Annotated in this window: 27 protein-coding genes; 20 read left to right on the top strand and 7 right to left on the bottom strand. The window is 48.8% G+C overall.

Annotation, left to right across the window (positions count from 1 at the left end; translation table 11 throughout):
* Positions 1 to 846: 846 nt before the first annotated feature.
* From H6G89_RS28345 to H6G89_RS35280, 17 genes are all read left to right on the top strand, one after another.
* Positions 847 to 1365, top strand: coding sequence for a phycocyanin subunit beta (locus tag H6G89_RS28345; protein ID WP_190512997.1), 519 nt, complete (start codon positions 847 to 849; stop codon positions 1363 to 1365).
* Positions 1366 to 1445: 80 nt separating this feature from the next.
* A complete protein-coding gene (gene cpcA, locus H6G89_RS28340; RefSeq protein WP_190512995.1) occupies positions 1446 to 1934 on the top strand; it encodes a phycocyanin subunit alpha in 489 nt (162 codons plus the stop codon).
* Between the two features lie 120 nt (positions 1935 to 2054).
* On the top strand, positions 2055 to 2870 hold the full coding sequence (locus tag H6G89_RS28335) for a phycobilisome linker polypeptide (RefSeq protein ID WP_190512993.1): 816 nt from the start codon (positions 2055 to 2057) through the stop codon (positions 2868 to 2870).
* A 107-nt stretch (positions 2871 to 2977) separates the two neighbouring features.
* Positions 2978 to 3850 carry a phycobilisome linker polypeptide gene (locus H6G89_RS28330; protein WP_190512991.1) on the top strand — a complete coding sequence of 291 codons (873 nt, stop codon included), beginning with the start codon at positions 2978 to 2980 and terminating at the stop codon, positions 3848 to 3850.
* 357 nt (positions 3851 to 4207) lie between these two features.
* On the top strand, positions 4208 to 4438 hold the full coding sequence (locus H6G89_RS28325) for a phycobilisome linker polypeptide (RefSeq protein WP_242060160.1): 231 nt from the start codon (positions 4208 to 4210) through the stop codon (positions 4436 to 4438).
* A gap of 618 nt (positions 4439 to 5056) precedes the next feature.
* Positions 5057 to 5263, top strand: a complete 207-nt coding sequence (locus tag H6G89_RS28320; protein WP_190512986.1) for a hypothetical protein — start codon at positions 5057 to 5059, stop codon at positions 5261 to 5263.
* A gap of 240 nt (positions 5264 to 5503) precedes the next feature.
* On the top strand, positions 5504 to 6244 hold the full coding sequence (locus H6G89_RS28315; protein WP_190512984.1) for a phycobilisome rod-core linker polypeptide: 741 nt from the start codon (positions 5504 to 5506) through the stop codon (positions 6242 to 6244).
* 883 nt (positions 6245 to 7127) lie between these two features.
* Positions 7128 to 7646: a phycocyanin subunit beta gene (locus H6G89_RS28310; protein ID WP_190512982.1), complete on the top strand. Its 519-nt coding sequence runs from the start codon at positions 7128 to 7130 to the stop codon at positions 7644 to 7646.
* Positions 7647 to 7743: 97 nt separating this feature from the next.
* Positions 7744 to 8232 carry a phycocyanin subunit alpha gene (cpcA, locus tag H6G89_RS28305; RefSeq protein WP_190512980.1) on the top strand — a complete coding sequence of 163 codons (489 nt, stop codon included), beginning with the start codon at positions 7744 to 7746 and terminating at the stop codon, positions 8230 to 8232.
* Between the two features lie 118 nt (positions 8233 to 8350).
* Positions 8351 to 9172, top strand: a complete 822-nt coding sequence (locus tag H6G89_RS28300) for a HEAT repeat domain-containing protein (RefSeq protein ID WP_190512978.1) — start codon at positions 8351 to 8353, stop codon at positions 9170 to 9172.
* A gap of 48 nt (positions 9173 to 9220) precedes the next feature.
* Positions 9221 to 10042, top strand: a complete 822-nt coding sequence (locus H6G89_RS28295) for a HEAT repeat domain-containing protein (RefSeq protein ID WP_190512977.1) — start codon at positions 9221 to 9223, stop codon at positions 10040 to 10042.
* A 345-nt stretch (positions 10043 to 10387) separates the two neighbouring features.
* A complete protein-coding gene (locus tag H6G89_RS28290; RefSeq protein WP_190512975.1) occupies positions 10388 to 11473 on the top strand; it encodes an FAD-dependent monooxygenase in 1086 nt (361 codons plus the stop codon).
* A gap of 9 nt (positions 11474 to 11482) precedes the next feature.
* Positions 11483 to 12055 carry a hypothetical protein gene (locus H6G89_RS28285; protein WP_190512974.1) on the top strand — a complete coding sequence of 191 codons (573 nt, stop codon included), beginning with the start codon at positions 11483 to 11485 and terminating at the stop codon, positions 12053 to 12055.
* A gap of 189 nt (positions 12056 to 12244) precedes the next feature.
* Positions 12245 to 15877 (top strand): methionine synthase, encoded by a 3633-nt coding sequence (gene metH, locus H6G89_RS28280; protein ID WP_190512972.1) that lies wholly within the window; start codon positions 12245 to 12247, stop codon positions 15875 to 15877.
* A gap of 526 nt (positions 15878 to 16403) precedes the next feature.
* Positions 16404 to 16697 (top strand): UPF0175 family protein, encoded by a 294-nt coding sequence (locus H6G89_RS28275; protein ID WP_242060159.1) that lies wholly within the window; start codon positions 16404 to 16406, stop codon positions 16695 to 16697.
* The gene (locus tag H6G89_RS35285; RefSeq protein WP_242060158.1) at positions 16690 to 17013 is read left to right on the top strand and encodes a hypothetical protein; all 324 of its coding nucleotides are present in this window, start codon (positions 16690 to 16692) and stop codon (positions 17011 to 17013) included. The genes H6G89_RS28275 and H6G89_RS35285 overlap by 8 nt, the downstream gene beginning before the upstream one ends.
* A 2-nt stretch (positions 17014 to 17015) precedes the next feature.
* Entirely contained in the window at positions 17016 to 17183 is a 168-nt protein-coding gene (locus tag H6G89_RS35280) for a DUF3368 domain-containing protein (protein WP_309230116.1), read from the top strand.
* Here H6G89_RS35280 and H6G89_RS28265 read toward each other — a convergent pair.
* Entirely contained in the window at positions 17151 to 18086 is a 936-nt protein-coding gene (locus tag H6G89_RS28265) for an HNH endonuclease (protein ID WP_190512970.1), read from the bottom strand. The two genes, H6G89_RS35280 and H6G89_RS28265, sit on opposite strands and share 33 nt — an antisense overlap.
* A gap of 112 nt (positions 18087 to 18198) precedes the next feature.
* Entirely contained in the window at positions 18199 to 18912 is a 714-nt protein-coding gene (locus H6G89_RS28260; protein ID WP_190512968.1) for an AbiU2 domain-containing protein, read from the bottom strand.
* 174 nt (positions 18913 to 19086) lie between these two features.
* Between H6G89_RS28260 and H6G89_RS35935 the strand changes: the two genes are divergently transcribed.
* The gene (locus tag H6G89_RS35935) at positions 19087 to 19215 is read left to right on the top strand and encodes a hypothetical protein (RefSeq protein WP_255519529.1); all 129 of its coding nucleotides are present in this window, start codon (positions 19087 to 19089) and stop codon (positions 19213 to 19215) included.
* A 75-nt stretch (positions 19216 to 19290) separates the two neighbouring features.
* Here H6G89_RS35935 and H6G89_RS28255 read toward each other — a convergent pair whose 3' ends face one another.
* The 5 genes from H6G89_RS28255 to H6G89_RS28235 all read right to left on the bottom strand — a co-directional run bounded on the left by H6G89_RS28255 (position 19291) and on the right by H6G89_RS28235 (position 21931).
* The gene (locus H6G89_RS28255; RefSeq protein ID WP_190512966.1) at positions 19291 to 19833 is read right to left on the bottom strand and encodes a hypothetical protein; all 543 of its coding nucleotides are present in this window, start codon (positions 19831 to 19833) and stop codon (positions 19291 to 19293) included.
* 19 nt (positions 19834 to 19852) lie between these two features.
* Positions 19853 to 20350 (bottom strand): hypothetical protein, encoded by a 498-nt coding sequence (locus H6G89_RS28250; RefSeq protein WP_190512965.1) that lies wholly within the window; start codon positions 20348 to 20350, stop codon positions 19853 to 19855.
* Between the two features lie 174 nt (positions 20351 to 20524).
* Positions 20525 to 21340: a bifunctional hydroxymethylpyrimidine kinase/phosphomethylpyrimidine kinase gene (gene thiD / locus H6G89_RS28245; RefSeq protein WP_190512964.1), complete on the bottom strand. Its 816-nt coding sequence runs from the start codon at positions 21338 to 21340 to the stop codon at positions 20525 to 20527.
* 80 nt (positions 21341 to 21420) lie between these two features.
* The gene (locus H6G89_RS28240) at positions 21421 to 21678 is read right to left on the bottom strand and encodes a TIGR03643 family protein (RefSeq protein WP_190512963.1); all 258 of its coding nucleotides are present in this window, start codon (positions 21676 to 21678) and stop codon (positions 21421 to 21423) included.
* 100 nt (positions 21679 to 21778) lie between these two features.
* A complete protein-coding gene (locus tag H6G89_RS28235; RefSeq protein ID WP_190512962.1) occupies positions 21779 to 21931 on the bottom strand; it encodes a hypothetical protein in 153 nt (50 codons plus the stop codon).
* A gap of 179 nt (positions 21932 to 22110) precedes the next feature.
* On the opposite strand from H6G89_RS28235, the gene H6G89_RS28230 reads away from it, so the two are divergent.
* Positions 22111 to 22308 carry a hypothetical protein gene (locus H6G89_RS28230; RefSeq protein ID WP_190512961.1) on the top strand — a complete coding sequence of 66 codons (198 nt, stop codon included), beginning with the start codon at positions 22111 to 22113 and terminating at the stop codon, positions 22306 to 22308.
* A gap of 56 nt (positions 22309 to 22364) precedes the next feature.
* On the top strand, positions 22365 to 22493 hold the full coding sequence (locus H6G89_RS35930) for a hypothetical protein (RefSeq protein WP_255519527.1): 129 nt from the start codon (positions 22365 to 22367) through the stop codon (positions 22491 to 22493).
* The last annotated feature ends 173 nt before the right edge of the window (positions 22494 to 22666 follow it).

The following is a 22666-nucleotide window of genomic DNA, read 5'->3' as shown; positions in this document are numbered from 1 at the left end:
TTCGAGCGGCAAACTCATAAAATAAACCTTAAGAATTGAAACAATTCTGATTGACTGACCCGTTGCGAGTCACTGAAATGAGTCAGCATTTCACGCTCTAAACCTGATTAGTAAACTAAAGCCTTTTAGGTATAGTTACTCATTTATATAAGCACTGCCTATCGCCAGTCCAAGCGATTTGTAAGCATCATCCATCTCGTGGGTGATTTGAGCGTACTATAATTGAACAAATGTAAACTAAAGTAACACTTGTTAACAGTTGTTACCGTAAAAACCAGGAACGTAACGCCGCCGAAATATGTATCGTACCTGGGATAGAGGCATCCTTTAATATTTCGTAACTTACTATTCAGATTCCCGCTGCAAATTTGCACAAAATTTGCACATTAAGGTTGCTTTAATCAAAATCAAGTTCACAAAGCACAGAAACCATTGATTCTTTAATGAACAAAGGTTCAATTTTTTCAAAATTCATTGCATACCATTTCACTGGTTTTAGTAGTCCGACTAAACCGCTTTGAATAGTAAAAAAACTTTAAGGCGATCGCAAATCTGTTCTGAAAATTGAGATTTTCTAAAGCAGATTTGATTGGACTGCACTGTGAATTTTGAAAGACTGTCTTGAGTATTCACAATATTGATTGACTAACTGATAACTAATCGAAATCAGATAGTTCGCTGGGAGTTCTTCCTAAACTTTGGTCAAGTTTATCAACCTGACTAAAGGCGAATTGATCTGCTCCTTTAGCCTGTCAAAGTGGTCACTTAACGGTGAGTAAATCAATTCAGTCACGCTTTGAGAACCATGTGTACTCAATAATCTCAAAATTATTAGGAGATGCTGGAATGCTCGACGCTTTTACTAAAGTAGTCTCTCAAGCAGATACCCGTGGTGCTTATGTCAGCGATGCTGAAATCGATGCATTGAAAAAGCTCGTATCTGATGGCAGCAAGCGCATGGATGTTGTTAACCGCATTACTGGCAACGCATCCACAATCGTTGCTAATGCAGCTCGTGCATTGTTCGAAGAGCAACCCCAGTTGATTCAACCGGGCGGAAATGCTTACACCAACCGTCGCATGGCTGCTTGCTTGCGCGACATGGAAATCATCCTGCGTTACGTGACCTATGCCATCTTCGCGGGTGACGCTAGCGTTCTCAACGATCGCTGCCTCAATGGTCTGCGTGAAACCTACTTGGCACTGGGCGTTCCCGGTGGTTCCGTTGCTACTGGCGTGCAAAAGATGAAAGAAGCCGCTATTGCGATCGCTAACGATCCCAATGGTGTTACCCGTGGTGATTGCAGCTCCCTGATGGCTGAAGTTAGCAGCTACTTTGATCAAGCTGCGGCAGCTGTGGGCTAAGGCTTAGCTGGCTCGAATTGTTTTGTTCGTTTTCATTATTTGCTGTCTAAATTTGTACACGTGTTGGGAGAATAAGTCACATGAAAACCCCTTTAACAGAAGCCGTCGCAACCGCCGATTCTCAAGGACGGTTTCTCAGCTCCACCGAACTCCAAGTTGCTTTCGGTCGCTTCCGTCAAGCCGCAGCTAGCTTGGATGCAGCAAAAGCATTGAGCAGCAAAGCTCAAAGCCTGGCTGAAGGTGCAGCTAACGCAGTCTATCAAAAGTTCCCCTACACCACTCAGATGCAAGGTGCTAACTACGCTTCTGACTCTCGTGGTAAGAGCAAGTGTGTACGTGACATCGGCTACTACATCCGTATGGTCACTTACTGCTTAATCGCTGGTGGTACTGGTCCTATTGATGACTACCTGATCAGCGGCTTGGCTGAAATCAACCGCACCTTCGACCTATCTCCTAGCTGGTACGTTGAAGCTCTGAAGTACATCAAAGCAAACCACGGTTTGAGTGGTGACCCTGCTGTTGAAGCTAACTCTTACATCGACTACGCTATCAACGCCCTGAGCTAAGGGTTTCTGATTTGCCCAGAACAACGAAGGCTGGTGAATGCTGGATTCCGGCATAGACAGTTTTTGGGGTTCTGGGCACGCTTTTTCTCGTTGAAATTTCATCGACATGGAGGAGAAGTCATGACGAGTGTAGCAGCCAGACAGTTAGGGATTGAGCCATTTGTAGGAACTGCCCCTGTAGAACTGCGAACCAACTGGACAGAAGGGGATGTTCAAGCCGCCATTCGTGCTGCTTATCGACAAGTGTTTGGTAATGATCACCTGATGCAAAGCGAACGCTTAACCAGTGCAGAGTCGCTTTTGCGTCGAGGTGATATTACTATTCGAGAGTTTGTCCGAACTCTTGCACAATCAGAGTTATATCGACAAAAGTTTTTTTACTCGACACCTCAAGTCCGCTTTATTGAGTTGAATTATAAACATCTGTTGGGACGTGCTCCTTACGATGAATCAGAGATTGCCTTCCACGTCGATCTCTATACCCAACAGGGCTACGAGGCAGAAATCAATTCCTATATTGATTCTCTAGAATATGAAACAAATTTTGGAGAAGCCATTGTTCCCTATTACCGGGGCTTTGCCACGCAACGGGGTCAAAAAACAGTAGGCTTCAGCCGTATGTTTCAGATTTACCGGGGATATGCCAATAGCGATCGCGCTCAAGGGAAAAACAAGTCTGCCTGGTTAACCCAAGAGTTAGCCCGTAATGCGGCAAGCCCGATTCAAACCCCCTCCAATGGTCGGGGTCTGGTGGGTACAGTGGGGGGCGATCGCGGACAACTGTATCGCGTGCGTGTCACCCAAGCTAACCAGGGCAATTCCCCTCAAATCAGACGCAGTGTTCGGGAGTATCTCGTTGCTTACGACCAACTAACACCGACTCTGCAACGGTTGAATCAACGTGGCAGTCGAGTCGTCAATGTCTCTCCTGCCTGAGATGAGTTGGGAGTCAGGGAGTGAGGGGGTGATGCAGCGTTATAGCTTCTTCACCCGCTCTCTCCCTACCTAAATTTTGCATAGTACTGAAGATAAGGAGAGTTTTCGTGCCAATTACCACCGCAGCCTCTCGTCTGGGAACCACGGCTTTTAGTGAAGCACGTCCGATTGAATTGCGTGCCAATTGGACTCCGGAAGATGCTAAGCAAGTGATTCGAGCGGTCTATCGCCAGGTCTTAGGCAATGACTACTTGATGGAGTCCGAGCGTCTCACCGGGTTGGAGTCTCTGTTAACCAATGGTCAATTGACCGTGCGGGACTTTGTTCGGGCCGTTGCTAAATCTGAGCTTTATAAGAAAAAGTTTCTCTATCCCCACTTCCAAACTCGTGTGATTGAACTCAACTTCAAGCACCTGTTGGGACGGGCACCCTATGACGAAGCAGAAGTGATCGAACACCTCGATCGCTATCAAAACGAAGGCTTTGAAGCAGACATCGATTCCTATATCGACTCGGAAGAATACGATGTCAAATTTGGCGATGCGATCGTGCCTTACTACCGCGATCTAGTAACCACTGGCGTAGGACAGAGAACCGTGGGCTTCACCCGCATGTTCCGCCTCTATCGCGGTTATGCTAATAGCGATCGCGCTCAGCTAGCAGGATCGAACTCTCGTCTGGCAACCGATTTGGCTAAAAACAGTGCATCGGCGATCGTTGCTCCCTCTGGTGGGGGTGAAGGGTTTGCATACCAACCCGCTAAGCAGGGCACTGCACCGACTCGCACCTTTGGTCGCTCCTCTCAAGGGTCAAGCGATCGCCTCTATCGGATTGAAGTCGCAGGCATCAACCTGCCTCGCTATCCCAAAGTGCGTCGCAGCAATAAGGAATTTATTGTTCCTTACGAGCAACTCTCCAATACCCTCCAGCAAATCAACAAATTGGGTGGTAAGGTAGCCAGCATTACCCTTGCACAATAGTGTTTTTGGGACAATTTTGATGGGTCTTAATCCCCTCAAACCTTAGCCCAAACTCGTGTTTAGGGCTTAACTGCCCGTCAAGTTCAAGTTAATTCAAGCCTGATTGTCTTAAACAGGCAATGTTTTGATGGAGTGTAGACCTAAGGAATGGAAATTAAATAAGTTCGGTATTGGGTAGGGGCGGGTTTTGCTGTCAAATCTATAACAGGGCACAGATAGGTCTGCTAAACCCGCCCGTACAGTTTGCGGATTTATTAAATTCACAATCCTAAGCTATATCCATCAAAGCATTCATTCCCATCATTACCCAAAGCCTAATCAGTAGGAGAAAAAAACACTATGTTAGGGTCCGCCTTGATGCGAAACTCAGTTTCCAGTGCAGACAATCGAATCTTTGTCTATGAAGTCGAAGGGTTGCGGCAAAACGACCAAACTCAAAATCAGAGTTACCCGGTTCGGAATAGCAGCACGATTCTACTGCAAGTTCCCTATCGCCGTATGAATGAGGAGATGCGTCGCATCACTCGTTTGGGAGGCAAAATTGTTAACATTCGTCCTCTGACGGCTCAAGAAACGTCTGAAGGTTAAGCTCAGTTCTAAACCTTTCCGGGTGTGAGGCATTTTTGTTGCCTTGCACCTGTTTTTTATTGGGTATTTGTAGAGCCAAGTCTGGCGACGCGGACTCTAAAAGATGCGGGTTTTGACGAATCAATTTTTAATACCGATTTAATGTTTGATTGTGGCGGATCACTGGGTAGGGGCGTTTCGCGAAACGCCCTTACGAAATCCTGTGCAGCGAAGCCAATTCAAATTGGTATAACCTTAACGTCAATTCGGGTTAAACACCTGGCGAATCAATTGCGGCTATGGGAGCAAAGTCCGCCTGCGCAAACTATAGGAAATCAAGGTTTGCCGAACCGATGCAGGTTGGTTTTGCGCTTGTAGCGGTGGTTTTAATCGCCAAGATCCTTATCCCAGACTCAGGTTAACCTTATTTTGCTGCCAAAGTTTTCCCGCTGAAGAAGTACCCCTCTAGAGTATGGCGTCCTGAAATAGGCGCGTCTATAGTGGAGTTATTCCTATATCAATTCGACGCAATTGTCTAGAATTAACGTAGCAAAGTTTACAGAATTTAATAACTAGACTGGCAGAATTGAGAGAAATCACTGTTACTGAGTATTATTACTTATTCAAGAGGAGAACCTCATGGCTGATATTCCCACCGGCGGTCAAATGCTCTGGAAGTTAGAGGGCGACGATCGCGTCTTGCATTTGCGCCATAACGACTTAGAGCCGTGGCGTCACTATGAGGAGTTTCCTGAATACGTCTTGCCTGAGCCAGAAGGGTTTTCCAAGGGAATTGCAACCTTCCTGGCACTGCTGAAAAAAGGCTGGACAGCGAGTAAGACTTGATTAGTGCCGATTCAGGGCAGGGGCAAAAGTCAATTTGCCCCAATAATTGCCGTGTAAAGAATTGTGCTGGCGATCGCATTTTGTGATAGCCAAGGGCATTCTGAGACCATAAGCCTAACGGATTGATATCTCCCCCAAGAGGGTGCGCCACCTTTTTCTCACGCTGAGGCAGCGATTACGATGTCCGACTGGTGTCCTCAGGTGAGATAGATCTCCACCTTAAGCTTAGAGGAACTTTTGATGCTCGACTTTACACCCGTGACGGTCAACCGGCACTCTTCTTTAGAAGAACGGCAATTTGCCTTGACGCAGATTTATCGTCAAGTTCTGGAACGACAGCCCTACGAATCAGAACGGAAAACTATTGCTTCGTTAGAAAAAGATTTCTTGAAAGATAAGATTGGTGTGCGCCGCTTTCTAAAACAATTTGCCTGCACCGATATCTACCTCAATCAGTTTTATTACAGCCTCTCCAATGTCAAGTTCATGGATGTGTGCTTCAAGCACTTCTTGGGACGTGCCATTTCTGACCACCAGGAAATGAAGTTCTACAACACCATCCTGACGAAGCAGGGGGTGCATGGATTGATTACAGCCATCTTGGATTCAGAAGAATATCGCAAGACGTTTGGTTGTTTTACCGTGCCCTACCCTCGCAAGGATAACTTCTACCCATCGCCTGAAGCCTTCCTGGAGTCAAAATTCCTGAACGAGGAGCACATTGGTCAGCGGGGCAACTCTATTCCAACCATGTATTGGCGGCAATTGGGATGGACTTGCACTAATGGAGTGTGTCGTCATCCTGAAGTCAATGAGGTTCTGAATACTGCACCTAAGACGACCTCCAAGGAAATTCAAAGCCTCTCGACTAACGACTTATTAGAACTGCTCAAAACCAGTGATGTAACGACTGCTAAGGCGATCGTTGCCAACCTGTCTTCGAGCCAACGTCAGGAATTGAGTGTAGCTCTGCGTCATTAAAACGTGTTCCGAAACTCCTAATTTGTTGAAGTGATAGGGGTATGGTGTTGCCATACCCCTCTTTTTGCGTCAGAACTGTGGGGACACAGTCAGGTTTAATAGCAAATCTGTTTAATTTAACGTCATACCGATTTAAACGGTTTCCAGTGCAAATGTGGATGCTTGTAGGGCGGGTTTGGCAGATCAGTTCTTGAGGTTGCCGTTAGTCAACCGCTAAAACCACCCCTACTGACATCTGCCTTGATCACATAATTTGGGTTTAAGAGCCTGGCGAATAGATTCGCGGCTACCGGAGCCAAGTTTACCCTTGCAGACTACCGGAAATCAAAAGGAGGCGAACTGATGCAGGTTGGTTTGCTCCGATAGCGGCGGTTGAAACCCCATCAGGAAGCACCAAGGGGTATCGGCTCAGATTTGTAACCTTCCTTAACAATTGCTGCTCAGATTTCAGAGAATAAATTTGACGTGCTCAAACAAGGTACACCGATCGCCCAAATCACGTTAAATTCGGTATTGCAAGGCTCAATTTGCCCCTAAAAATTGCTGTGTCTCAGGTGATTTAGTGCCCTACTTTGAAACAGACGTTAGCAATTTTTAATAATCAACGATTCAACGACATAGTATAAACAAAGAAGTTAGGGAACTGACATGCAAGACAGATGCAGGTTTCTGGTCATCTCGCTTGAGTAAAGTCCTTTTATCGTTTTAAGAAATGTAAATTTTCCAAGCTTCCTGCATGGGTAAGTGAGGACACATTTCATCGGTCTGTATCCACTGGTTTTGCCTGTTTCGTTCTGCCTGGGCAGATTGATGGCTGAGCTGAACCTAGTCTGGTTGCGACCTGAGCCATTCTCGACTAAACACATTAGGAGATTTAAAGTTTATGTTCGACGCATTTGCAAAAGTGGTTTCTCAGGCTGATGCACGGGGCGATTATCTCAGTGCTTCTCAACTGGATGCCTTGAGCGCAATGGTTGCAGACGGCAACAAGCGCATGGATGTTGTTAACCGGATTACGGGTAACTCTTCTGCGATCGTAGCGAATGCTGCTCGCGCATTGTTTGAAGAACAGCCTGGATTGATTGCACCTGGTGGAAACGCTTACACCAACCGTCGCATGGCTGCTTGCTTGCGCGACATGGAAATCATCCTGCGCTATATCACCTACGCTATCTTCGCGGGTGATGCTAGCGTTCTGGAAGATCGCTGCCTCAACGGTTTGCGCGAAACCTACCTGGCACTGGGTGTTCCTGGTGGTTCCGTAGCAGTTGGTGTGCAGAAGATGAAGGATGCCGCTCTGGCGATCGCTGGCGACCCCAATGGTGTTACCAAAGGTGACTGCGCTAGCTTGATGAGCGAAGTGGGCAGCTACTTCGATAAGGCTGCTGCTGCGGTTGCATAAGCTTACGCATGACCTCTTTTTAATTTGAGTCTGGTGACTCAGGAAGGAGTTACCAGACTCACGAACAAAACAAAAATATTTTGGAGATTTATTGACAATGAAAACCCCTCTAACCGAAGCTGTAGCTGCTGCTGATTCTCAAGGACGTTTCCTCAGCTCTACTGAGATCCAGGTTGCTTTCGGTCGTTTTCGTCAAGCCAGTGCTAGCTTGCAAGCTGCAAAAGCTTTGACTGAGAAGGCTTCTAGCTTGACTCAAGGTGCTGCTAATGCGGTATACCAAAAGTTTCCTTACACCACTCAAATGCAAGGACCTAACTTCGCGGCAGATCAGCGTGGTAAGGACAAGTGCGTGCGTGACATCGGCTACTACTTGCGGATGATCACCTACTGCCTCGTTGTGGGTGGCACTGGTCCCATGGATGACTACCTGATCGGTGGTTTGGCTGAAATCAACCGCACCTTCGACCTGTCTCCTAGCTGGTACGTGGAAGCTCTGAAGTACATCAAAGCAAACCATGGCTTGAGCGGCGACCCTGCTGTTGAAGCAAACTCCTACATCGACTACGCCATCAACGCATTGAGCTAGTCTTTTGTTAGGTTTGCCCGGAGAGGGTTGCAATGACTAATGACGTTAGTTGTTGCTGCCCTCTCCGGGTATTGCTTTCTTTATAAAGTAGAGGATGAGCTTTTGTTGAGTGACGTGTATGGATCAGGAATCAGATATCCAGAGCAGTTCCCTGACTGTGGAACAGGCGATCGCCAATTTGCAAGGTGAAGACCTGGGGTTACGGATCTACGCGGCATGGTGGCTTGGTCGATTTCGAGTGGATGCCCCAGAGGCGATCGATGTGTTGATTGCGGCTCTGAATGATGAGGATGATCGCACGAAAGCGGGCGGCTATCCCCTGCGGCGCAATGCGGCACGAGCGCTGGGAAAGTTGGGCGATCGCCGTGCTATTCCAGCGTTGATTGAGTCGCTCAGTTGTTCTGATTTCTACGTCCGGGAGGCGGCAGCGCAGTCACTAGAGATGTTAGGCGACAAGGCTGCTATTTCCCGACTGGTGGAACTGTTGAAGGATCAGGTGCCCGGAACGTTGCCCGCGCCAGAACCCCCCCAACTGGCTCAACCCTTTGACGCCATTTTAGAAGCGTTGGGTACGTTGGGAGCGATGGATGCTATTGCCGATATCCTGCCATTTCTTGATCACGCCATCCCCCGCATTCGTTATTCGGCGGCGCGAGCGATGTACCAGCTTTCGCCTCATGCTGAAGCAAATCACTATGGCGATCGCTTAGTGCAGGCTCTCACCCACCCAGACCTGCAACTACGACGGGCAGTGCTGGCGGATTTGGGGGCGATTGGTTACTTGCCTGCCGCAGAGGCGATCGCTCAAACTCTGGCAGAAAATAGCCTCAAACTCATTTCTCTGAAGGGATTGCTGGAAAAGCAACTTCAGCAAACACAATTGCCTGAACTTTCAGAGGGAGCGGTGAAAGTTATGACCCTGATGGATGACTTGTTGTAGCAAAACACGAGAAAATATAGGGGTTAGAACAGACGGATCTTCCTCCCCATGTCGGATCAACTTTCCTCTCTGATTCAAGCGGTCGAAAAAGCAGATTCTTCCAGTCGCCTCGCCGAAGCGGTTCAAAATTTGGCAGCCAGTCGGCACGAAGGAGCCATTCCAACGCTAATTGCTGCCCTGGGTTACAACAATCCGGGAGCCGCTGTCGCGGCGGTAGATGGGCTGATTCATCTGGGCGAACCTGCCGTTCCTGCGCTGCTGGAGCAACTGGATCTACACAACTACACCGCCAGAGCGTGGGCAATTCGGGCATTGGCTGGCATCGGTGATCCGAGAGGATTGGTGACCTTGTTGGGAGCTGCGACCGCTGACTTTGCGCTGAGTGTGCGGCGTGCTGCGGCTAAGGGTTTGGGCATGATGAAGTGGCACTGGTTTCCAGAGGAATTGCTGGAAATTGCCCAGGAAGAAGCCCTGGAAGCATTGCTGTTTGTCGCGCAACAGGACGACGAGTGGATCGTGCGCTATTCAGCCGTAGTTGGGTTAGAGGCACTGGCAAATGCGGTGCGGACGACCTATCCAGAGTGGCGATCGCAAATTCAATCTCAACTAGAGCAACTGGTTGCAAATGATGACAGTTGGGCGGTGCGGGCTCGTGCCTCTCTGGCACAACAACAACTGCAAACTGAGCCAATGGCGCAATCGGACCACACAGACCAACCGTCGCCACTCACCGCAACCGATTGGCAGATGATTCTCGACAAACTCTACGAGCGCAAAGGACAAGAGCGGTTGGTCTTAGCAGAGGGGGATCCGCGTCGCTATCGAGAGTTGGCTTCAACGATGACTCAAGTCAGTAGCAGTGGGGAGTAGGCAATCGGGAGTGAGGTCGAGGCTTCGCCGCTTCCATGGTCTGCGGTTTCAACCGCCAAAACCCTGCGCTCGAACTTTTTCAAAATTTCCCTCGCTGGGTACTTTCCTACATTGGAATACAATTCGATAGGATAGCTGTAGCTATTGCCGTGAAGGTTGACGTAGACGAGTTGCCTGTATATAGCAACTGTTGAGGCAGTTAATACAAGGGGGTGTGGGGCTGCGCCCCAAGCCAGGGGTTCCACTCCTGCACCCCGTCCTAACCAATCCTTTGGTTGCTATGTCGTCATCTCCTGCGCTCTGCCATTCATAGCCAATCCACGCTGAAAAGAAGGAGTACCGCAAATGATGGCTTCAAACTGCCGAGTGGGTATTGTTGGTGCTGGAACAACAGGCGTTTATCTGGCGAGGTTACTACTTCAGCAAGGGTTTCAGGTGGATTTGTTTGAGAAGGCCCCCCAACCTCGAACGGAGGGTTGCGGAATTTTGTTAGTGCAGGCGGGAATGAAAGCCCTCAACGAAGGCGATCCAGAGGTCTGTCAAGCCATCATTCGGGCAGGGGTGCCCGTGACTCGGTTTGAGTTTCGCAATTTGAAGGGTGAGTTGATCAATGCGGAGGATGTCACCTACGCTGAAGCCGAATTACCCGGCATCCTGATTCATCGCCGCTTGATTCTGGAAGCTTTGTTGGCGGGCTTTCCATCGGAGCGACTGCACACCAACGCATCTCTGCAATCCCTCACTCAGAGCGATCGCCAGGTGGTGGCGCACTTCAAAGACGGTAGCCAGTGGGAGGGAGATGTGTTGATCGGAGCCGATGGCATCGTCTCAAAAGTCCGTCAGTCGGTTGTGCCCGATGTGCCTCTGTGCTATCTGGGTGATCTGGTCTGGCGCGGGGTAGTGGCGGATGAAAGCTTCTGTCCCGATGGCACGTTTATCGTATACGCCAGAGGTCGGGGCATTTACGCCAACTTCTTTGACATGGGCAATGGACGCACTCATTGGGGCTTCTTTGTGGAGCAAGAACAACCCGACGGTGAGGTTGGTGCTCTCGTGCCTCAGGATCAATCCATTCCTCCAGAGGCTCTGGAAAAGCTTCCCGATGATGCACGAGCCGTGATTGAATCAACTCCATTGGAGCAGGTCATCACGCGCTATTCCTACGATATTGACCCCCTGCCTCGCTTGCATGACAACCGTGTCGTGTTGCTTGGAGATGCGGGTCATGCCAAGAGTTCTACACGGGCACGGGGCATGACGGCAGGGTTTGAGGATGCGGTGGCTTTGATGCGACACATGATCCACCACGATGATGTGAAAGCTGCACTCGCCGCCTTTGAGACGGAACGGCTACCGATTGTGCATGAGTATCAGCGCACCAGTCGCGAGATGAGCCAAACCATTGGTCGTCAACGAAAGCAAGCGGCTTAGGAGGATAGGATGTCTAACCACTACACCGTGTTGCCTTTCTTTACCTCCGACACTGGGGAAGCTAGGGTTTCCAGTATTACCTGTGATGAATTTGGGGTGCCGATCGCCTTTTTGAGAAATTGCGGCACCTGGGAAGGCACGGCAAGACGAGTCTCGACGACTGGAGAGCTGATGGACGAACATCTGGTGCGGGTTGAGATTGCGATCGCCGGAACAGATTACGTCCAGACCAACACCGTTCGTATTGGCACCCCCAGAGAGGTGGTGGCAAAATACTTTGGCAACTTTCAGGATGGGAAACTGGTGTTTCCGCTCACGGATGAGGTGTACACACTGGGCGGTGAAAAAGCGTCAGCATTTTCCGGTGTTGCCTGGTCAGTCACCGATGAGATTATTGTCTACTGCGGGAGCCGTACGGTGCAGGGTTGTAAGACCCACTACCATGAGATCATTACCTTGAGCGATCGCGACCCACAGCGCAACAATGCGTCTACGCATCGAGTTCGCACCACACAGCTGTTTGAGGACGGCATCTATAAATTGGTGACGATGATCGACGAAGTCAGGGTGGCAGGCTCGTGACCCTTGGGCAGGGTGCTGCCGAATTCCTTCCTGTTAGGAGAAAATCGTGAGAAAGCCTGGTTTCAGGGTTGAAGGGAAGCTGGAGTTACATAGGGTCTTTTCTTGATTCCCTGCTCTCCATTCCCCATCTCCCCATTAGGTTGATAATCTAGAAGAACTTCACTTAACTTCATCTGCTCGTCTGCGACTATGACTCACCCCTTTTTGGCTCGTCTCCACAGTCCCGATCGCCCCGTTATTGTGTTTGATGGCGCGACAGGTACATCGTTGCAAACCCAAAACCTGACGGCTGAAGACTTTGGCGGAGCTGAGTATGAAGGCTGTAACGAATATCTGGTTGTGACGAAACCGGAGGCAGTTGAGAAAGTGCATCGGGGCTTCCTGGAAGTGGGAGCCGATGTGATTGAAACCGACACCTTTGGTGCCGCGTCCATTGTTCTCGCTGAATATGATCTGGCGGATCGGGCGTATGAACTGAACAAGCGTGCTGCTGAAATCGCCAAACGCTGTGCTGCCGAGTATTCCACTCCTGAAAAGCCGCGATTTGTGGCGGGTTCGATGGGTCCCACGACGAAACTTCCCACATTGGGGCATATCGACTACGACACGATGAAGGCAGCCTTTGCAGAGCAGGCAGAAGGGCTGTATGACGGAGGGGTGGATCTGTTTATCGTGGAAACCTGCCAGGATGTGCTGCAAATTAAGGCAGCACTGGATGGCATTGAGGAAGTTTTTGCGAAGAAGGGCGATCGCCGTCCGTTGATGGTGTCGGTGACGATGGAGATTCAGGGAACGATGCTGGTTGGCTCCGATGTATCGGCTATGCTGACCATTCTGGAACCCTATCCCATCGACATTTTGGGGCTGAACTGCGCCACAGGTCCCGATCGCATGGCAGACCACATTCGCTATCTGTCGCAGCACTCGCCTTTTGTGATTTCCTGCATCCCCAACGCAGGCATCCCCGAAAACATTGGAGGACATGCCCACTACAAGCTGACTCCCCTGGAACTCAAAATGGCGTTGATGCACTTTGTGGAAGACCTGGGTGTGCAGGTGATTGGCGGTTGCTGTGGCACTCGTCCGGATCACATCAAAGCCCTGACCGAAATTACGACAACCCTCAAACCCAAAGAGCGTCCGGTGCGCGTTCCATCCGAACTCAACGGACATTCTGAGGCGATCGCACGAGAACCACTGAACTACGTCCCCTCAGCAGCATCTATTTACTCGGCACAACCCTACGACCAGGACAACTCTTTCCTGATCATTGGGGAACGGTTGAATGCCAGCGGTTCCAAGAAATGCCGGGATATGCTCAACGCCGAAGACTGGGATGGGTTAGTGTCCCTGGCGCGATCGCAGGTCAAAGAAGGGGCACACGTTCTTGATGTCAACGTCGATTACGTCGGACGTGATGGCGTGCGCGATATGCGCGAGTTGGTGTCTCGTCTTGTCACCAACGTCACCCTGCCGCTGATGCTCGATTCTACCGAGTGGCAAAAGATGGAGGCAGGGCTGAAGGTCGCGGGAGGTAAGTGCCTGCTCAACTCCACCAACTACGAAGATGGCGATGAGCGGTTCCTTAAGGTGTTGGAACTGGCGAAACGCTACGGTGCCGGGGTGGTTGTGGGAACCATCGACGAAGACGGGATGGCACGTACCGCTGAACGGAAATTTGCGATCGCCCAACGGGCTTATCGAGATGCGCTGGAGTATGGCATTCCTGCGTACGAGATCTTCTACGATCCGCTGGCGTTGCCCATCTCCACGGGGATTGAGGAAGATCGCGCCAACGGCAAAGCCACCATCGAAGCGATTCGGATGATCCGGCAAAACCTCCCCGGAGTCCATATTCTGCTGGGAATTTCTAACGTTTCCTTCGGACTCAACCCGGCAGCGCGGATTGTCCTCAACTCGATGTTCCTGCATCTGGCGATGGAAGCGGGCATGGATGGGGCGATCGTCAGTGCGGCTAAGATTCTGCCGCTGTCTAAGATTGACCCGGAACATCAGGAAATTTGTCGCAAGCTGATCTTTGACGAACGCCAATTTGAAGGCGATATCTGCGTTTACGATCCGCTGACGGAGTTGACCAAGCTATTTGAAGGGAAGTCCAGCAAGGATGCTGCCAATCGGGTGGCTACGGAAGATCTTCCCATTGAAGAACGGCTCAAACGCCACATCATTGACGGTGAGCGGATTGGACTGGATGACGCACTGGCTAAAGCATTGGAAATCTATGCGCCACTGGAAATCATCAACACCTTTTTGCTGGATGGCATGAAGGTGGTGGGTGATCTGTTTGGCTCTGGACAGATGCAGTTGCCCTTTGTATTGCAGTCGGCGGAAACCATGAAAGCGGCGGTTGCCTACCTGGAACCCTACATGGAGAAGGAGGAATCCGGGGATAACGCCAAAGGCACGTTCATCATCGCTACGGTGAAGGGCGACGTACACGATATTGGTAAAAACCTGGTGGATATCATCCTCACCAATAATGGCTATCGCGTCATCAACCTGGGCATCAAGCAACCCGTCGATAACATCATCGACGCGTATATGGAGCACAAAGCAGACTGCATTGCCATGAGTGGTTTGCTGGTGAAATCGACTGCCTTCATGAAGGAGAATCTAGAAACTTTTAATGAGCGGGGAATCACAGTTCCCGTGATTTTGGGAGGTGCGGCGTTAACGCCTAAATTCGTCTACGAAGACTGCCAGAATGCCTACAAGGGTAAGGTAGTCTACGGCAAAGACGCCTTCTCGGATCTGCATTTCATGGATAAGTTGATGGCAGCCAAAACGGCTAACAACTGGGATGACCTGAACGGGTTTTTAGATGAAGAAGAGAAGGATAAAGGATTAGGGATAAAGGATGAAAGCCAACCCATAGAAATGCAACCTGAGCCTTCATCCGTTAGCGCTCAGTCTTCAGAAGACACACAGCGATCGGAAGCGATCGCCCTCGATATCGATCGCCCCAAACCTCCTTTCTGGGGCACGAAGATCCTGGAACCCGCCGACATCCCGATCGAAGAGGTGTTTGCTTACCTCGACTTGCAGGCGTTGATTGCGGGGCAGTGGCAATTCCGTAAGCCCAAAGAGCAATCACGCGAGGAGTACGACGCGTTTCTGGCAGACAAGGTCTACCCCATTTTGGAACAGTGGAAGCAGCGAGTTGTTAGCGAGAACCTGTTACATCCGCAGGTGGTGTATGGTTACTTCCCTTGCTTGTCAGAGGGGAACTCGCTGTATCTGTACAGTCCAGCGATCGCCACGGATGAGCACGACGCGCATTTGGATGCAGCGATCGCCACGTTCCACTTCCCCCGCCAACGATCTATGCGTCGCTACTGCATCTCTGACTTCTACCTACCCAAGGATGCGGAAGCCAATCCCCACAAAGCCTTTGATGTCTTCCCGATGCAGGCTGTAACAGTGGGAGAGATCGCTACCGAGTTTGCTAAATCCCTGTTTGAGGCAAACCAGTATACCGATTACCTCTACTTCCACGGGTTAGCCGTGCAGATGGCAGAGGCACTCGCTGAGTGGACTCATGCCCGAATTCGCCGTGAGTTGGGCTTTGGTGACAAGGACCCCGATTCGATTCGAGACATTCTAGCGCAACGCTATCAAGGCTCCCGCTATAGCTTCGGCTATCCGGCGTGCCCCAATATCCAAGACCAATACACCTTGTTGGAATTGTTGGAGGCAAATCGGGTGGGCTTGCACATGGATGAGAGCGAACAACTCTATCCAGAGCAATCCACTACGGCGATCATCGCTTATCACCCGGCGGCGAAGTACTTTAGTGCATAGCTGAAGGGAGTGGGGAATCGGAAGTAGGGAGTGGGGAATGCAGGAGTGAAGCAGTTCCTGTCACCCATCTCCCTATTATGGAGATTAGGATAAAAAGTAGTATTTGTTGTGACTTGCTATCGATGCCCTGATTCAAGGACTTGATATCAAATTTCGTCAATGGCAACCTGCAATTGTTGAACAGATAAGGCGATGCCACGTAGAGATTATCGAACTTGCAGATCAAGATGTTCTAGATATTCTCCCTTCTAGGACTGTTGAGCAAGAAGTACTGGTTCAGCTTAATGAACCCTAGATTTAGTGAAGCATGGTTAATGATATGCAAGGATTAGCTAGCGATCGCCCAAGCAGGTGAAGTGAGGTGCTAGAGAGGCGTTTGGTTGACGAAGGAAGTTTATTCTAGAGGCGATCGCTCAACATCAGTATCCTGCCAACAATTTACAAGGTGTAACTCCAACTCTTGGCATCTGGGTGTACAGAGTTGCTAAACCGCGTTAAGCTCTCAACTTTGGTCGCTGAGTGTACCATGATAGGTATAAATAAACCGTTACGGCTTGAAGTGAAGATGGGACTACAGATCTCGATCTCCGACTCCATAGTTCAAGCCCTGCGCCTACCTGAGCAGCGGATTGAGCAGGAATTACGCAGGGAACTTGCCGTTGCTCTTTATGCACAGGACATTCTCTCCTTAGGCAAAGCACGGGAACTCGCTGAGATGGATAAATACGAATTTGGGCAGTTGCTCTCTCGTCGTGGTGTGTTGCGGCATTATGGTTTTGAAGAATTGGATGATGACTTAAGCTATGCCCGTAGTGAGTAACACTTCACCAATTCTCAATTTGGCAATTGTAGATCAGCTTGAACTCCTGCGTCGGCAATTCGGCGAAATTCGGATTCCTAATGCAGTATTAGATGAATTGAAAATTGATGAAGAACGACCTGGCTCTCAAGTAATTCGTGGAGCAATCGCATCTGGATGGATTCAAGCTCAAGCGGTAAGTAATGAACCGCTTGCCAAACTGTTGAAGCAAACACTCGATCGAGGAGAGGCTGAGGCGATCGCTCTTGGTGTTGAACTTACGGCAAACTGGATACTTCTAGATGAACGTGAAGGTAGAAAGTTGCTAAATCTCTAGGTCTGAAAGTAACGGGAGTTCTGGGAGTCTTACTGCGCGCCAAACAGATAGGTGAGATTGAATCTTTACAACCTGTTATCGATGAGTTGATAAACAAAGCTGGATTCCGGATTGCACCAGAATTGTTAGAGGCCATTTTAATGAACAAGAAATCTAACTCGCACTACTGACAGATTTGAGTGATCACGGCACCCTACCAGTCTTCCTTCTGTCATGCGATGATGCTTGGCACATAACCAAATTCCATTCCAAGATCGATCGCTGCCACCTCGTGCATAAGGAATGATGTGAGCCGCTTCAACGGCTGAGCCGTCGCAGTCCGACGTTGGAGCACCAACAATTTGGCTATATTCACAGTTGCATAATCCTGGATTGGAGAGCATTGCACGTCGAAGGGATGCATCGCGTTTCTTGGGTGACTCCCACGGATAAAGACACGAGAAGAGATGCCAGGCGGCATCAATAACTTCAGCAGCTCGCTGCGCTGCTATTTCGTCAGTCCTAGCAAACTCAATTTGATGGTAGTTAGCCAAAAGAAGACAAAAGTCGCTTCCCCTAATGGACTCACCTGTACCCACCTTTCCTGCGCTCGGAAGTTCAGGAAATAAATCGTTAGCAATGCCGCTCAGGTCTGCTTCAAGTTCCCTCTTGAAATCTTTCCAAGTTGGGGATTCAATAATTCTGACAGTGTCTACCCATTTCTTTGCTCCAGTTTGACGACAAACCTTCCGAGAAGAATAATGCAGATAATGGTAGTCCCTTAAGTGCAGGCAACCCTCTGCGGCATTTATAAGAGCTTCAGGACGTTGTTTTAGGTTAGTACGCAATAGTTTTGCAGGAGTACGAGAGTGAACGTTGAAGAAGGAAATCTCCTCATTGTGAACTTGAATTCCCGATCTATATCCCCGAATGGCACTTCCAACACCCCGCTGAATTACAGAAAAGCATGGGTCAAAAATGTACCATTCTGATGAGTTGCTCTTAGCTACGCGAGTTGCTGCTGGTCGTCCCAACCTTTCAGCAAGGGCATCTTTAATAAAGGTAATCCCTCTAGGCTCTTCGACTTCTGTCATCTACATTTCCTCACAGCTAATTAGTAGAAAACCTTTAATAACGAAGTTAAGCAGTGATAGATAACCTTAGAGTCAGGACAGGAGCGTTTTGTTTGCTGCTCCAATGTAATATTTAGCCTAATTCCCAAAACTCCTCTGCCATAATCTTATTTTGCTTGTCCATGATGTGTAGTGAAGTACTTGACTCGTTTATGATTATCCCTAACTTAATTAGGAGTTCCTCAACTGCATCCACAAATATTCTCAAATCACCAACTTTAACTCCAAATTCTTCCAATGTGCGTAAGCGAGGGTAACCTTGATCCAAGACCATTTCTTTGTGAGCATGAACTTTATCGCGAACATCTTTCAATCGTTGGCAGACATCTCCATCCTTAAGCTCGTTAAACCTTTTTTTCACATGCTCATATATCTCATCAAAATTTTGTTTAAGAATCGAACTTTCTTGCTTCTCCAATCTCCTCGCCAACTGTTCTCTCTCGCTTTCGCAAATATCTGAAAGATCATAAATGGTACGAGTTTTGGAAAACTTATCGCGTAAGAAACACCCAAGATCTTGAGCTTCTAGCATACGAAGAATGTTGCAAATCGATGCAGCTCTTTTATCTGAATCTAATGATATCGCCAGCAAACTAAGTGAACAATTCACATATAAAGTGCTAATCATTATATTTCTTGCCTGAACTCTTAAACCTGCATTAAAACGATTTGCAAGAGCTTCGCTTTTCATCAGTGGCTCTAAAAGAGCAAACTGACTCTTTGTAATCAGTAAAGTATCCAATGCAGCTTGTGTATATTCTTTAACCTTTATAAGCCGATTCTCCATATGGTTCGCCTGTTTTATATAGCAATTTGGCATCTGGTAAATTGAAAGTTTTTGTCTAATATTGGAATCGGGCAGATATGCGGAAAATTTTTGTCTAGTATCCAAAATTGGCTAAATAGACTGACAATTTTATTATTGGCTGTTCAATGTCAATATGTTTAGGTCTAATCTTTTATGCAGTTGCTATTTCTGTTTACTCACCTTGAACTGAGATATTGGGCGATCGCTCAGTCTAGCCGCACTTCTATCAAACCCATTTGTTATCTGGCGTTGCTGAATGCAGGTATGATTCTCAAATACTAATCACCGCTGTACGGGCATTTCGCGAAACGTCCCTACGAAATTTGCATATTGGATTAGCAACACCTGCTATTTCTTCTACTGATTTGCTTCTTCCACGGCTTTTTTCCAGGTGCGAGCTTCGATGCCCAAGCCACTGCGAACGGCTTCTAGCGTCTTAAATTCTCGCTTCAGTCGGCTTTCTGTCCAGGGGGATGAGGAGGGTTCAGCCGAGGATTGCGAAGGTGATTGAGAGAGCTGGGTTAACTGACGCTGAGCGTTGGCGATGCGGAGTTGAGCTTCGAGTTTGCGGGCTTCCCGCTCTAGTCGCTCAACGTCTAGGTCTTCCAGGGTTTGCAGTTTGCGGCTAGCGGTGACATAGGCATCATAGTTGCCGATCGCCTCTGCATCTTGTTTCTCAGCCAATACAATCTCGTAAACCAAATTGACTTCCGTGAGCACAGGTTTGTTAGAAGTTTCAGTGCCCCCTTGGGGAATGTCCATGGCTTCAGCGATCGCCTCGATTGAGCGGTCAAACAGTTGTTCGCCAGCTTGAGCGGCTTGCAGGGCAGCGACTCCAGCATCAAACAGGTCTGCTTTAATGGCTTCAAAGTCTTGATTACGTTCGGCTCGGCTTCTCATGGCTCTGTTCTCAATGACGTTATTCTCGATAATCGCGGGCGACTTGTTCTAATAGTCGTCTTAACTTGGGAGGGAGTGCCCGTCGCTGTTCTGGAGTGATCTCCCGATAAACCCTGGCAAATTCTGCCATGTCGCTGTCATATTCCTGTTGCAATTGGCTGATTCGCTGGTGAGCCTCAGTGAGGCGATCGATATTGGTTTTCAATGCCTGAAACATCTTGTTACGTTGAGCGGTCATGTTGCCCAACCTGCCGCGCATCGAGTTGCGAGAGGCGATCGCATCCTGAAGTCTTTGCATCAAGGTCTGCTTTTCCTGTTGCTCTCGGTGGGCGATCGCGGTGGCTTCCTCAACCGCTTTTTGCAACTCTTCACCCTGAGCATTTACCGCTTCAAACTGTTGCCATGCGTGGTCAACCTGTTTTCGCAGATCCTCATTCTCTTGAAGTATCCGCCCCTGATTGAAATACTCAACCTGTTGTGGCGAGACTTGGTTTCTGCTGCGATTTAGGTTTTTCATGACAGCACGGTGAGGAGTGGGGAGAAACGGGGATGGATGATTCGTCAGTGGTCAGTGGTCGGTCATTCGTCAATAGTCAATGGTCAATGGTCAGTGGTCATTTGCCCATAGTCATTAGTTTAATCCTTCTGCCCACTCCCCACTCACCATTCCCTACTCCCCACTCACTATTCCCTACTCCCCCAATAACGGAAAGAAATGCCCGACTGGCCCCTGTCCTTTGCCGATGCGGAGAGCGTATTTGAGAGCGGTGGTGACGTACTGTTTGCCATTCTTCACGGCAGTCAACAGGTCTTGTCCCTGGGCGAGATTTGCGGCGATCGCCGCTGATAGGGTACATCCCGTACCATGCGTGTCAGTGGTATCTACCGTTTCGGTTTGCAGGGTTTCTAAGCGATCGCCATCAAAAAACACATCCACTCCGCGCAATTCGCCGCCCATGCCACCGCCTTTGACTAACACAGCGGTTGCCCCAAGCGAGTAAATCTTTTGAGCCGCAGTTTGCATCTCTGCCAATGTTGTAATCTCTAAGCCACTGAGCATCTGTGCCTCATAGCGGTTCGGGGTGAGTAAGGTGGCTAGAGGAATCAGGTCACTTCGTAGGGTGGCGATCGCTTCGTCGGCAATGAGTTGGGCTCCCGTACGGGACACCATCACCGGATCAACTACCAATTGCCCTAAATCGAGAGTCTTTGCTTGTTGCGCTACCGCTACAATAATTTCCTGATTCAACAACATGCCTGTTTTGGTGGCTTGCACGCCAATATCGCTGACCACAGCTTCGATCTGAGCCACAACCGATTCCGGTGGCAGGGCATCAACTCGCGTTACCCCCAATGTGTTCTGAGCGGTGATGCAGGTGAGCGCACTGGTGCCGTGCACTTTGTGAAAGGAAAAGGTGCGTAAGTCAGCCTGAATTCCGGCACCGCCACCGCTATCGGAGCCAGCGATCGTCAGAGCAACAGGAATAGAACAAGTTTCAACAGACATAGGGTTCAATCAAGCGTTAGTCAGGGTGTATTTATGATTTTGCCTCATTGCCTCAAAACGTGAGATTTGAGCAATCCTGATTAAGACCCTTTTTGATTCTGTGAGCGAAAGCGTCCGGCTAAAAAGTCACGCTGTTTCAGGTGCTTTGTCTTGCGTCCAGTGACTCGCTTACGCCACATTTTGAAACTGGATGGTTGCATCTCTCGCCGCATTAGAGCTATCACCTGTTTTTCTTGTAGCCCGTACTGAAGGGCGATCGCCTCAAACGGGGTGCGGTCTTCCCATGCCATTTCAATCACACGATCAATCGTTTGAGTATCCAGTTCTGGCAAGTCCATAGCTACTTCGTTAAAGATACTGCAATAAATCTTTACATATTCGTATTCTAAAGCAGTTGTCTACGCGATCGCCCCAACCAGGACTTGTTTCACAGGCTTTTTACTCCTCATCTTCGCGTCTCGCTAAGGGTTTGAGGCGGTTCTCTTTGCTGAGAATGGCGAGAGCTTTATCCAAGTCTTGGGTCTTAATGCCTCGCAGGGCGATTAGAAGGGATTTGATCAGGGCAATTTCATCATCGGTCAGAGTAGTCATCGGGTAACTCCATAAAAAGGTAGCCCAGATTCCATCAAGCTTCTGGACGTTTGAATGTGAACTCAATATAAGATATTTCGGCAATTCGAGCAATGTAGAAAATCCAAAAATAAAGAATGACCCTTAAACCTCGTTACGATTATTGAGTCGCAACGGTTTGGTAAGCGTTAAGAATATCGATGGCTAAGAAAAAGAAAACAGAATTGCGTCTGTATATCACGCCTAACCTGGATAGGCTGTTGAAGACGCTATCTGGTCTTAGCGATCAAACGGTCAGCAGCATTGTTGAGGACACGCTAAGAGCAAGCCTGCCGAATCAATACAAAGACTTGATGGATACGCACAATCTTGGAAAGCTCTTAGAAGATGAGGAGTAGATTTGTAGAGCCGAAACAGGATTATGAGTGAACTGCTTTAGATAATTGCTAAAAACGTGCCAAAGCCAGCTAAACCACAAATCAGGGTTTACATCACAGAAGAAAAGGATCGTTTGCTCAAAGCGATCGCTGGAATTAAAGACTCATCTGTAAATGCGATCGTGAATGAGGCGATCGATCGGTAGTTAGAGGAATCAGAACAACAGGAAATTATTGAGAAATTCAACCTGGATCGATTGGATGAGATTGGTTAAAAGGGGTATGTCAAATAGATTGTGTCAAGGGTAAAAACTCAAGTTGGAAAGCGATCGCCGAATTCAATCGCGAAGCGATTGAGAGCAGGTTTCCAGTCACGAAT

This window comes from Oscillatoria sp. FACHB-1407 (assembly GCF_014697545.1).
Classification (GTDB): Bacteria; Cyanobacteriota; Cyanobacteriia; order Elainellales; family Elainellaceae; genus FACHB-1407.
This window is presented reverse-complemented; position numbering and strand designations above follow the sequence as displayed.